The organism is Falsiroseomonas tokyonensis (assembly GCF_019024325.1).
GTDB lineage: Bacteria > Pseudomonadota > Alphaproteobacteria > Acetobacterales > Acetobacteraceae > Falsiroseomonas > Falsiroseomonas tokyonensis.
The window spans coordinates 1-11,697 of sequence record NZ_JAFNJS010000012.1; the positions used below are offsets into that span (position 1 = coordinate 1).

13 protein-coding genes and 1 tRNA gene are annotated in these 11,697 nt (G+C 69.4%); 12 read left to right on the forward strand and 2 right to left on the reverse strand.

The annotated features are described in order from the left end of the window. Positions 1-72: transfer RNA gene (locus J3S20_RS26530), tRNA-Met, on the forward strand. Between the two features lie 596 nt (positions 73-668). On the opposite strand, the gene J3S20_RS26535 is transcribed toward J3S20_RS26530, so the two are convergent. After that, the gene (locus J3S20_RS26535) at positions 669-1,514 is read right to left on the reverse strand and encodes a universal stress protein (protein ID WP_216839952.1); all 846 of its coding nucleotides are present in this window, start codon (positions 1,512-1,514) and stop codon (positions 669-671) included. 175 nt (positions 1,515-1,689) lie between these two features. Here J3S20_RS26535 and J3S20_RS26540 point away from each other — a divergent pair, with 175 nt between their 5' ends. The 5 genes from J3S20_RS26540 (at position 1,690) to J3S20_RS31315 (ending at position 4,770) form a co-directional block, all read left to right on the forward strand. Beyond that, positions 1,690-2,019 carry a DUF2267 domain-containing protein gene (locus J3S20_RS26540; RefSeq protein ID WP_216839953.1) on the forward strand — a complete coding sequence of 110 codons (330 nt, stop codon included), beginning with the start codon at positions 1,690-1,692 and terminating at the stop codon, positions 2,017-2,019. Positions 2,020-2,095: 76 nt separating this feature from the next. Continuing rightward, the gene (locus J3S20_RS26545; RefSeq protein ID WP_216839954.1) at positions 2,096-2,797 is read left to right on the forward strand and encodes a CBS domain-containing protein; all 702 of its coding nucleotides are present in this window, start codon (positions 2,096-2,098) and stop codon (positions 2,795-2,797) included. A gap of 3 nt (positions 2,798-2,800) precedes the next feature. Further along, positions 2,801-2,980 carry a hypothetical protein gene (locus tag J3S20_RS26550; protein ID WP_216839955.1) on the forward strand — a complete coding sequence of 60 codons (180 nt, stop codon included), beginning with the start codon at positions 2,801-2,803 and terminating at the stop codon, positions 2,978-2,980. Between the two features lie 135 nt (positions 2,981-3,115). Further along, entirely contained in the window at positions 3,116-4,474 is a 1,359-nt protein-coding gene (locus tag J3S20_RS26555) for a ferredoxin reductase family protein (protein WP_216839956.1), read from the forward strand. Beyond that, positions 4,474-4,770 carry a host attachment protein gene (locus J3S20_RS31315; RefSeq protein WP_216839957.1) on the forward strand — a complete coding sequence of 99 codons (297 nt, stop codon included), beginning with the start codon at positions 4,474-4,476 and terminating at the stop codon, positions 4,768-4,770. The genes J3S20_RS26555 and J3S20_RS31315 overlap by 1 nt, the downstream gene beginning before the upstream one ends. Before the next feature lie 148 nt (positions 4,771-4,918). On the opposite strand, the gene ald is transcribed toward J3S20_RS31315, so the two are convergent. Next, the gene (gene ald, locus J3S20_RS26565; RefSeq protein WP_216839958.1) at positions 4,919-6,037 is read right to left on the reverse strand and encodes an alanine dehydrogenase; all 1,119 of its coding nucleotides are present in this window, start codon (positions 6,035-6,037) and stop codon (positions 4,919-4,921) included. A gap of 143 nt (positions 6,038-6,180) precedes the next feature. Here ald and J3S20_RS26570 point away from each other — a divergent pair, with 143 nt between their 5' ends. From J3S20_RS26570 to J3S20_RS26595, 6 genes are all read left to right on the forward strand, one after another. Next, positions 6,181-6,618, forward strand: a complete 438-nt coding sequence (locus J3S20_RS26570; RefSeq protein WP_216839959.1) for a DUF2267 domain-containing protein — start codon at positions 6,181-6,183, stop codon at positions 6,616-6,618. Between the two features lie 210 nt (positions 6,619-6,828). Continuing rightward, complete coding sequence (locus J3S20_RS26575) at positions 6,829-7,674, forward strand: universal stress protein (protein ID WP_216839960.1); 846 nt, start codon at positions 6,829-6,831, stop codon at positions 7,672-7,674. A 34-nt stretch (positions 7,675-7,708) separates the two neighbouring features. Continuing rightward, positions 7,709-8,413: a phosphoribosyltransferase gene (locus J3S20_RS26580; RefSeq protein WP_216839961.1), complete on the forward strand. Its 705-nt coding sequence runs from the start codon at positions 7,709-7,711 to the stop codon at positions 8,411-8,413. Positions 8,414-8,785: 372 nt separating this feature from the next. Then, on the forward strand, positions 8,786-9,337 hold the full coding sequence (locus J3S20_RS26585; protein ID WP_216839962.1) for an Hsp20/alpha crystallin family protein: 552 nt from the start codon (positions 8,786-8,788) through the stop codon (positions 9,335-9,337). Between the two features lie 43 nt (positions 9,338-9,380). Beyond that, positions 9,381-11,000, forward strand: a complete 1,620-nt coding sequence (gene groL / locus J3S20_RS26590) for a chaperonin GroEL (protein WP_216839963.1) — start codon at positions 9,381-9,383, stop codon at positions 10,998-11,000. Between the two features lie 456 nt (positions 11,001-11,456). After that, positions 11,457-11,660, forward strand: coding sequence for a hypothetical protein (locus J3S20_RS26595; RefSeq protein ID WP_216839964.1), 204 nt, complete (start codon positions 11,457-11,459; stop codon positions 11,658-11,660). Positions 11,661-11,697: the final 37 nt, after the last annotated feature.

Sequence of the window (11,697 nt, forward strand, 5' to 3'; positions counted from 1 at the left end):
GCGGGGTGGAGCAGCCCGGTAGCTCGTCAGGCTCATAACCTGAAGGTCACAGGTTCAAATCCTGTCCCCGCATCCCAAACACAACACCCGAAAGCCCATCGGCATATCTGCCGATGGGCTTTCGGCGTTTACGCCCGCCCCGGCCGAACATGACCTTGCCTGTCAGGAGATGCTGCGGCCGTCGCTGCTCGCACAACCGTCGCCGGTCGGCGCAAGCCTCTATCCGCTCGACTTCCGCCCTTAAGGCGTCCGACCGGCTGACCTCGCTTCACGCTGCATTCTGACGTGCCAGGCGACGCCCATGGCCGGGATCCTTGACCCGACGGCACCAAGCTGAACATCAGCCAAGTGCCGGCGGACCGCGGGCACGACCTCATCGGCAACCCGAAACCGGCGGATGCCAGCCCGGATCGCCTGGTCCGCCGCGCCCACCGCATCCAGCTCCGCGGCGGCAGTCTGCGGCGGGAGCGAACCGACGCGACAACGCCAGGCCCTTGACCTGAACCGCCGACCCGCTGGAGACAGCAACTTGCGCACCGGCGCGTACGGCCCATCCCTGTCCGTCGCGCCCGTTCACATCGCCCCGCTCAGCGCCAGGCCAGAACCCAGCGAATTGCGTCGGAACAGCTCCGCTCCGGTACCGGACGGTCCCATGGGCCGCTTCGTGCTCAGTGTGACATCAGCACCGGCAGGGTCATCTGCTTCAGCACCGTCCGCGTGACGCCGCCCAGCACGAATTCGCGGAAGCGGGAGTGCCCATAGCCACCCATCACCAGCAGGTCGGCGCCGAGGTCTGCCGCCTCGTTCAGTAGCACCTCACCCGCGGCCACATCGCTGCCCGGGGCCAAGCGCACGGTAACCTTCAGCCCGTGCCGAGCCAGATGCGCAGCGATGTCGGCGCCCGGCTGCTCGCCATGGCCGTTCATACCCAGCTCCGGCGCGACCGTCAGTACGATCACCTCCCTCATCCCTGCGAAAAGCGGCAGAGCGTCGTGCACGGCGCGCGCCGCTTCGCGTCGCGCATTCCAAGCCACAAGCGCGCGGCGTCCGAGCCGGTGCGGTGCGCCTGAATGCGGCAGCAGCAGCACGGGCCGCCCGCTCTCGAATAGCGCCGCCTGAACGGCGGCGCTTCCTGCCGGGCTCGGGGAGTCAGGTTCGGCCTGCCCCATGACGACGAGGTCCGCGTAGCGTCCATGCAGCGCGAGCTGGGACGGCAGGCTGCCCGACACCTGACGCCACTCGCCAGACAGTTCGTCCCGGCGCAACCGCTCGCGGAAGGCAGCCTCGACAGGCCGCGCCGCCACGACCGCGTCGGCCTCCATCTGCGTGATCATCTCGGCCATGACAGCGCCGCCGCCAATCTCGGCCCCTGCGAAAACGGGCAGCAGGATGTCGATGACGTGCAAGCCGACGAGATGTGCGGCGTGCCGCAGGGCCAGATCAGCTGCGAAGTCCAGCCGCGCAGCACTTGCGGGTGCTGCGTCGAGATGGACGAGGATGTCTTTGATGGCCATCGCACTCTCCCGCTTCGAGCATCGCCACCTGCCACACTAATACGGTCGTGCTCTGAAATGGCCCGGTCACGAGAGAATGATGCAAAGCTTCCCACGCCGGTAGAACGAAACGCGTGTCGCCCAGCCTCAATGCGGGCGTAGCATCGCGTCGCACCCGCCGAAGCGGAGGAGCGCCATGGCTGCCACCAGCCTCGAGGTCTGGGACAGGACCATCCAGACCACCAACGTCTGGCTCGACGAGATCATGGAGAGGATCGGCCCCGCTCGGCAGGACGCTTTGCAGCCGCCCAGAGCCGTGCTGCGCAGATTGCGGGCCCGTCTGCCGGTCGAGCTCGCCGTGCATCTCGGCGCTCAGCTGCCGCTGCTCGTGGGTGGCACCTACGACGAGCAGTGGCACATCGGCGGCGAGCGCCTGCCAAGCCGAATGATGGAAGAGTGCCTCGAGAACGTGGCTCTGCGGCTTGGTCGGGCCCACCCGATCGGGCCCGACGCCATCACGGCCTGATCTTGGACGGGCCCCCCGCCCCCTCGCACCGTCTAGCCCGTCCCACTTCAACCCCTCGCGCGATGGGAGTTGGCTTATGAGGATCAAGGAGCTGATGACCCCCGATCCTGTCGTCGTACCACCCGACATGCGGGTGGAGGCGCTGGTGCGGCTGCTCGCCGACCGGCACCTGTCCGGCGTCTTCGTGGTGGATGCGGTGGGCGCGCCACTCGGCGTGGTCACCGAAGCCGATCTCGTGCGGCGCCTCGCGCCAGAGGATGAGGAAGGCCACAATTGGCTCGCCCGCCTCGTCGTGAACGCCGACCGTGCCGCCAGCGACTACGCGCGCGCCCATGGCCGGTGCGCGCGCGACGTGATGAGCCCGACACTCGTATCGGTGGAGGAGGACGCGCCGGCAGCCGAAGCCGCGCAGCTGATGCGCGAGCGGCGCATCCGGCGTGTCGCGGTGATGCGCGGGGGCCGCCTGGTCGGCGTGGTTTCGCGCGCCGACCTCCTGAAGGCCGTGGCAGCGAAGCCCGATCGCCTCGCCACCGAGACCGACGATGCACGGATTCACCGGGCCATTGTCACGGAGATGCGCCGCCAGCCTTGGGCCGACACGGAGTTGACGGCGGTGATGGTGACAGGCGGCGTGGTGTCATTTGAGGGGTACTGCCGTTCGGACGAGGCGCGCCGTGCCCTGCGCGTGCTGGCCGAGCGTGTCGAAGGCGTGCAGAGGGTGGAGGACCAACTCAAGGTCGGAGTGCCCCCGACCGGCGCCATGTTTCCGGGCATCTAGGGCATGCCGGGCAGCATGGTCCCGCAGATGGGTGAGGGACACCGGAACGGCGACGGCCAGGACGCCGATCAACGCTCGCATTGGCAGCGCTGGGGCTGGCGTTCAGTCAGGTTCCACCTCGTCCTGTGGATCGCCGTGGCGGCGCTCCTGCTGCTGTGGCTCTGGCCCGATCGCGCCAGATGACCGGCCACGTGCAGAACCTCGGGACGGGAACTGTGACCGCCACGCTGCGAGGCATGCCTTTCGCGGAACATGATCGACCGCTGCGCCTCGGTGAGTGATGTCGTTCACCCTGGCTGCAGCCGCGGGAAGGGCACAATGGCAGCGATGCATCCTGTCCTCAGGAAGATCAAGAGGCAGGCCGCCATAGGCCTGCTGGCAGTCGGCGTCATCCTCCCTCTCATGTTGGGTTGGCTCCTCGTCGGCCCCATTCGGCCCTGGACCGACGAGATCGCCGGCGCAGCCGCGCTGATTGGCTTCGCGGCCCTGCTCTGGAGCTTCGTGCTTTCGGGCCGGTTTCGCGCCATAACGGACGTGGTCGGCATGGACCGCACCATGCGCTGGCACCAGGCCACCGGACTTGCGGTGTCGCTTCTTCTGCTACTGGGCCATCCCTTCCTCTACACCCTGCCCGACGGGCCAGCGTTCATGCGCCCCGACGACCTGACGCACGCTCATGTGCTGGGCCTGGGCGGCGCATCCATCGTGACCGGGGTACTCGCCTGGCTGCTGCTTGGGCTGCTTACGCTAACGGCAATCGGACGCGATCAGCTTCCCTTTCGCTATGAGGCCTGGCGAGCCGGCCATGGCGCGCTCGCCATCTCCGTCGTGCTGCTCGGGTTGCATCATGCGCTGTCGGCGGGGCGCTACAGCGCATCACCCGTGGTGGCAGGGACATGGCTCTTGCTGGCCGACATGGCGGCCGCAACCTTGCTCTGGGTCTGGCTGATCCGCCCGATCGGCCTTGCCCGACGGCCCTGGCGCATCGCAAGCCTTCGCCCCGCGGCGCTGCGGACCTGGGAGCTGGTGCTGGAGCCTGTGGGTCATGACGGCCTTCGGTTCCAGGCCGGGCAATTCGCCTGGCTGAAGCTCGACCGCGCCCCTTTCGCACGACGCGAGCACCCCTTCTCGATCGCATCGCCGCCATCCGAGGCCGGGCGCCTGCGCTTCCTGATCAAGGAGGCCGGCGACTTCACACGCAGCATCGGCGCGCTGCCACCCGGTGCGCGCGCCTTCGTCGACGGTCCGCACGGCCATCTCGTGGTGGATGACCGCCCCGAGCCCGGGCTCGCCTTCCTTTGCGGCGGCGTGGGCGTCGCGCCAGCACTGGCGATCCTATGCGAGGAGGCGCGGCGACCGAACCCGCGCCCGATGCTGCTGGTCTATGGCAACCGGCTCGCCGGTCAGATCCTCGCACGTGAGGAGCTGGAAAGGCTATGTGCCGCCAGCCGGCTCGAGGTCGTGCATGTGATCGGCGAGCCCTCGCCGGACTGGATCGGTGAGACCGGTCAGCTGGACACCGCGGTGATTGCGCGGCACTGCGAAGTGGCTGCCAGGGAGGGCTGGCTCTTCGTGCTCTGCGGCCCGCCTCCGATGCTGCGCGAGGCGCGCAGAACGCTGAGGGCGCTCGGTGTGTCGCGAAAGCGCATCCTCGAGGAGCGTTTCACCTATGGATAATGCGTGCGGATCGCGTTCTGAAAGCCATTGAATCGTGGTGCGAAACTGGATGGCACGGCGTCCGTGTTATCCGGTGGCCCTGTACCGAAGAGAGCGACCGGGGCCCCCTACCGATCGAGCCGCGCACGGATCCGCACCAAGAGGCCAAACGTGCCTTCGCTGGCCAATTGGCGGAGGGCCTGGCGAAGGCGGCGACAGAGGGCAGCTCCGGGCGCCTCATTCTGGTCGCGCCCGCGTCCTTCCCCGGTGAGCTGCGCGCAGCCCTGCTCGACCGCGCGCGAGGTGGGGAGCCGTGACAAGGACCTCACGCGCATCCTGCTGGCCAAGATGGTGGAACATCTCGAACTCATCCGGACCGAGTGAGCTGAAGGTGCATCGCCGCGGCCGAGCCCGGCGCTGCCGGAGGAGGAGGAACGTGCCGGGCGCGCCGACAGCCGTGGCGACTCATCGGGCGAGCGCCTGCTCCAGCGGCGATGCGGCCTGCCCGAGACTTGCCGCCACGGCGGGATGAACGATGCGACCGGCATGCACGTTGATGCCATGCGCGAGGTGAGGGTCCTCCACCGCTGCGCGGCGCCACCCCCTGTTGGCGAGCGAAAGGACAAAGGGGAGCGTCGCGTTGTTGAGCGCGACCGCCGCGGTGCGGGCCACGGCACCCGGCATGTTCGTGACACAGTAATGTACCACGCCCTCCTCCAGGTAGGTGGGATCCGCGTGCGTCGTGGGGCGCGATGTCTCCAAGCAGCCGCCCTGATCGATGGCGACGTCAACCACCACGCTGCCGGGGCGCATGCGGCGCAGCATGTCGCGCGTGACGAGGCGCGGCGCCGCGCCGCCAGGCACCAGCACCGCGCCGATCACGAGGTCCGCCTCCAGCACCGCGCGCTCGATCGAGGCGCGCGTGGCGAACAGCGTCTCCACCATGCCTTTGAACTCCACGTCGAGCGCGAGCAGCGCCGGCGCCGCCCGGTCGAGGACGGTGACGCGCGCGCGCATGCCGTGCGCGATGCGCGCCGCGTTGGCGCCGACCACCCCGCCGCCGAGGATGACGACCTGCGCGCCCGGCACGCCGGGCACGCCGCTGAGCAGAATGCCGGCGCCGCCCATCTCCTTCTCCAGGCAGCGGGCGCCCACCTGGATGGCCATGCGGCCAGCCACTTCGCTCATCGGCGCGAGCAGGGGCAGGCCGCCGCGCGCATCCGTCACGGTCTCGTAGGCGATGGCGGTGGCGCCGCTCGCCATCAACGCCCTGGCCAGGGCCGGATCGGGCGCGAGGTGAAGGTAGGTGAACAGCAATTGGCCTGGGCGGAGCCGGGCCAGTTCGGGGGGCTGCGGCTCCTTCACCTTCACGACGAGGTCGGCGATGGCGAAAATCTCGGCCGCGTCCGCGGTGATGTCTGCCCCTGCGGCGCGGTAGGCATCGTCGCCGAAGCCGATGCTGGCACCCGCGCCCGCCTCGACGAGCACGCCGTGGCCGTGCGCCACAAGCTCGCGCACCGCGCCAGGCACCAGGCCCACGCGATACTCATGCACCTTCACCTCACGCGGAACACCGATGCGCATCGTCGCCGCCTTCCTGCGAAGAACCGGCGGCAGCAAAGCATGTGCAAAGCGACCCCAGCTTGATCCAGCGCAAGGACCGACCGCGCCCGGTCGGTCCAAGCTTCGGAAACAGCGCATGGCGCGCTGATGCGGGGAGACCAGCCATGGCCACCACCGGCCTCCAGGTCTGGGACAAGACCGTTCAGACCACCAATATCTGGCTTGATGAGATCATGGACGCGATCGGCCCGGACCGGCAATTCGCCTGGCACGTGCTGGGCGCCGTGCTGCGAACGCTGCGCGATCGCCTGCCGATCGAAATCGCCGTGCATCTCGGGGCGCAGTTGCCGCTTCTGGTGCGTGGTGCCTACTACGAGCAGTGGCACGTCGGCGGCGAGCATCCGACGGGGCGCGGCATGGAGGAGTTCCTCGGCAGGGTCGCCGCCAGTCTTGGCGACACGCGTTCGGTCGCCCCGGCAGAGGCGACGGCGGCGGTGTTCGCGACGCTGGCGCGCCATGTCGATCCGGGGCAAGTGGCCAAGGTGCTCTCCGCCCTTCCAGAGGGCATCCGTCGCCCGTTGCGCGACGCCACGGCCCTCTGATGAAGTCGATCGATCGGCGCCCTGCGACGAACGGAACGCGGCCATGCAGGGTGCCAGCCTGTCGCGACGACCGGCACCGGATCGTGATGCCGCAGGGGGCCATGAGCCGTGTCTTGCGGTCCGACGCGGCGCTCAAGGCCGAGGCGCAGCAGTGGCTTCCCGCGCCCGTGGGTGCCGAAGCGCGCGCAGGTTTGGCGAACGGGGGTAGCCATGCATATCACTGACATCCTCGTGCACCTCGACGCGACGGCGCAAGGACGACAACGGTTGCGGCTTGCTGCCGATCTCGCGCGGCGTCACCAAGCGCATCTGACCGGTCTGCACGTCTACGACATACTGATGCCGCTTGTCGTCGGCGATGCCGGCGGCAGCGCTGCATTGCTTGGTGAAATCATGGAACGCATGCGCCAGGACGCGCTGGCAGCGGCAACCGAGGTCGAGGCGGCGTTCCGCGAAAGGCTGCGGCAGGACGCATTGGCGGGCGAGTGGCGACTCGTCGAGGGCGCCGCGCCCGAGCAGGTCGCGCTGCACGGGCGCTACGCCGATCTGCTGGTGGTGGGCCAGGAGGATGGCGAGGGCGCGGCGACCAATGACGGCGCGGTCATCGCGGCCGCGCTCTTTTCCTCTGGCCGTCCGGTGCTGATCATGCCGCATTCGGGTCGTTTCGACACCATCGGGCGGCGGGTGCTGATCGGTTGGAATGCCGGCCGGGAGGCTGCGCGCGCCGTGCACGACGCGCTGCCGCTGATGGCCGGGGCCGAGAGCGTGACGGTGCTGGCCGTGAATCCGCGCACCGGCATCGGCAGGCATGGCGAGGAGCCGGGCGCGGACATTGCGCGGCACCTCGCGCGCCATGGGCTTCCGGTCACGGTGGAGCGCTGCGATGCGGCGGAGATCGGCGTCGGCGACATCCTGCTCAACCGCGCGGCCGACCTCGGCACAGACCTGATCGTGGTCGGCGCCTATGGCCATGCGCGCATCCGCGAGTTGGTGCTGGGCGGCGTGACGCGCACGCTGCTGCGCCAGATGACTGTGCCGGTCCTGATGTCCCATTGAGTCCGCCCCGCTCGACCTGTCCCGGAAGCAACCCGTGTTCCGCAGAGAGCCCCCCCTCTTCGCCAACCGCACCGAGGCCGGCCGTTTGCTTGCACGGCCCGTGCAGGCGCTCGGGCTCCGCGATCCGGTCGTCTATGCGCTGCCGCGCGGCGGCGTGCCGGTGGCCGTCGAGGTCGCGGCCGCACTCGGCGCTCCGCTGGACCTTGTGCTGGTGCGCAAGCTCGGCGCGCCGGGCCAGCCGGAACTGGCGATCGGCGCCGTGGCGGAGGGGGTAGGGACCGAGCCGGTGCTGAACGCCGAAATCGTCGCGGCGACCGGCGCGAGCGAGGCCTACATCGCCGCGGCCCGCGATCGCGAGATGGCCGAGATCGCGCGGCGGCGCGCACGCTACATGTCCGGACGCGCGGCGGTCGATCCGAAGGGGCGCACGGCGGTGGTGATCGATGACGGGCTGGCCACCGGCGCCACCGCCCGTGCCGCGCTGCATGCGCTTCGCCGGCGCGGCGCCGCGCGGATCGTGCTCGCCGTGCCGGTGGCCGCGGCCGAAGCGCTGGCTGCGATGCAGGGTGAAGCGGATGAGATGGTGTGCCTGGTGAAGACCAAGCTGTTCTCGGGCATCGGGGCCTTCTACCGTGACTTCCACCAACTGAGCGACGCGGAGGTCATCGCCGCGCTGGCCAGTCCAGAGCCCCCGGCCCAGGGCCGGCGCGTGCCCCGGCCCGGCGGCCGTACCGGGTGAAGCGGGGCGCGCTATTTGGTGCAGGAGCCGACGACGCCGCGCGCCGCTCGGGCGGGCGGTTCCCAAGCCGCGTCAACCTGCGAGCATGTGTCGGAACGGGAGGTGGGAAAGGTCTGCTCTCAGGTGATCCTCGCCGACATCCGAAATACTGAATTGCGCGAGACGGCTGAACCGACTTGGCGCTCGCCGCGAGCAGCAACCGCGCTTGCGTTGAGGCCGCTAGCCGGCGACGCGGCGCGATCAGCGTTCCGTGATGCCGCGGCGGCTACATGCTTGACCTGCGTCAACGCGGATGTGGCCACTCCGCGATTACGCTTCGGGCAGGCCGCCTCACGGGCATGTCTTGGACGCTAGCCAGAGGAGATCTGCGTCATGCGCGAACCCCAGAGCGTAACGAATTCGGAACAGAAGCCGGCGCAAGTGGGCGCTGTCCGAGCGGAGAGCCTCTTGCAGCCATTCGCGGCGCTGCGGAGCGAGATGGATCGGCTGTTCGACAGCTTCTGGCGCGGGATCGGGGCGGGCGGCGCGGCACGCCGCGCCGAGGCCGATCCGCAGCCGCTCTGGGGATTCGAAAGCGGCTTCGGCCTCGCGGTTCCGGCCATCGACGTGCTGGAGGCGGAGAAGGAATTCCGTATCAAGGCGGAGTTGCCGGGAATGGATGCCAACGACGTGGAACTCGCGCTTTCGGACGGCGTGCTGACGATCAAGGGAGAAAAGAAGGACGAGCACGAGGAGAAGACCGAGAACTATCGTTTCGCAGAGCGCCGCTTCGGTTCCTTCCGTCGTTCCTTCCAGCTTCCTCGTGGCATCGACCACGCGCGCGTCGCGGCGAGCTTCGACAAGGGCGTGCTGACGGTGACGCTGCCCAAGACGGCGGACGCAGCCGCGCAGCAGCGCAGGATCGACATCAAGCAAGGTCCGTGATCACCGGCCACCAGGCAGGAACAACATTCGAACGGAGGTGGTCGTGCCAGCCAAGCAGGTTCTGTTCCGCTCCGCGGCGCGGGAGAAAATCCTGCATGGCGCGGGGGCGCTGGCCGATGCCATCCGGGTGACGCTCGGGCCGCGGTCGAAATCCGTGCTGATCCAGAAGCACTGGGGCTCACCCATCATCTGCAACGATGGTGTGACCATCGCCAAGGAGTTCGAGCTGAAGGACGCCGAGGAGAATCTCGGCGCGCAGATGCTCCGGCAGGCCGCCGAGAGGACCGGCGATGCGGTGGGCGACGGGACGAGCACTGCGACCGTGCTGGCCCATGCCATCCTGGCCGACGGCATCCGCAACGTCGTCGCCGGGGCTAGCGCCGTGGAGTTGAAGCGCGGACTGGATCGAGCGACACGCGCGGCAGTCGAAGCGCTTCAGAGCCTGTCTCGTCCCGTCAAGACCCGCCGCGAGAAGGCACAGGTCGCCACCATCTCCGCCCATAACGACCCGGCGATCGGCGAGCTGGTGGCCGATGCGATGGAGCGGGTCGGCAATGAGGGCGTCATCACCGTCGAGGAGTCGAAGACGACGGAGACGACGCTCGAAGTCGTGGAGGGCATGCAGTTCGACCGTGGCTTCGTCTCGCCCTACTTCGTCAGCAATGCCGAGCGCATGGAGGCTGAGCTCGAAGACGCGTTCGTGCTGCTCGCCGACCAGAAGATCCGCACCCTGACCGACCTGCTGCCGGTGCTGGACCAGGTGGTGAAGGCGGCCCGCCCGTTGCTCGTGGTGGCGGAGGATGTGGAGGCCGAGGCGCTGGCGACGCTGATCGTCAACCAGCTGCGCGGCGGGCTGAAGAGCTGCGCCGTGAAGTCGCCCGGCTTCGGGGACCGCCGCAAGGCGATGCTGCAGGACATCGCAGTGCTGACCGGCGGCATGGTGATTGCCGAGGAGATCGGCCTGAAGCTGGACGCCGTGCGCCTGCCGCAACTCGGCCGCGCGAAGCGCATCGTGGTGGACAAGGAAAACACGACCATCATCGGCGGCGCCGGCGACCGCGCAGCGATCGAGGCCCGCACGAAGGAGATTCGCCGCGAGATCGAGAAGGCGACCAGCGACTACGACCGCGAGAAGCTGCATGAGCGCCTCGCAAAGCTGGCGGGCGGCGTAGCGGTGATCCGCGTCGGCGCGCCGGCGGAGCCCGAGATGAAGGCAAAGGAGGCGCTGGACGACGCGATCAGCGCCACCAAGGCGGCGGTGGCAGAAGGCATCGTCCCCGGCGGTGGGCTGGCCCTGCTGCGCTGCATCGAGGCGCTGGCACCGGTGGAAGCCGAATGCCAGGGGGACGAGCGCACTGGCGTGCAGATCCTGCGCCGCGCGCTGGAGGCGCCGGCGCGCCAGATCGCCGAGAACTCCGCGGCCGACGGCGGTGTGGTGGTGGCCCGCATGCTGGAGGGCGCCGGCAACCGCGGCTTCGACGCAGCGCGCAAGGAATATGTGGATCTGGTCGAGGCCGGCATCATTGACCCGACCAAGGTGGTGCGGGTGGCGCTTGAGAATGCCGTCTCCGTCGCGAGCGTGCTGCTGCTGACCGAGGCCACGATGACCGAGTTGCCCGAGCCGCCCAAGGTGCGCCGCGAGCAGCCCGACCTGCCGCTGTGACCGCACGCCGCCGCGTGCTGATCCTCGGCGCGGCGGGGCGCGACCCCCAGGACTTCAACCTGCTCTATCGCGACGATCCGGCCGTGGCGGTCGTGGCCTTCACCGCCGCGCAGAGCCTCGGCCATCGCTGCCCGCGTTGCTCCAGCACGGCGTGGACCAGGTGGTGTTCGCCTGCAGCGACGTCTCGCAGGCGCATGTCATGCGACGCCCCGCGGTGGCGCTGACCGCCGGGCGCATTTCGCGCTGCTCGGGTCGCGGCGCACCATGCCGCCCGCGCGCCTGCCCGTGATCGCGGTCTGCGCGGGGCGAAGCGACCGAGGCAAGTCGCAGACCATGCGCTGGATCGCGGAACGGCGGCGCGCGCACGGCTTGCGCCTCGGCGTGGTCGGCACCCGCTGCCCTTTGACGACCTCGCGCGCCAGGCCGTGCAGTGATCCGCCAGCCTGGCAGAGGTGGATGCGCAGCGCCGATATCGTCCTCGTCGCCAAGGCCAATGCGGCGCCAGAGGCGGATGTGTGGCGGGTGATGGCGGCGGCGCGCCAGCTCGACCCGGTCGCCGCGCTGCTGCGAACTGCCTCCCGCGTGACGCTGCCCGATGCCGAAGCGGTGGCCCGACCAGCCGGCGCACGCTTGATCTGCATCATGGCAGCGACGCGCTGACGCTGTGAAGCTGCACGAACCGAGGGGGGAGCCAGCA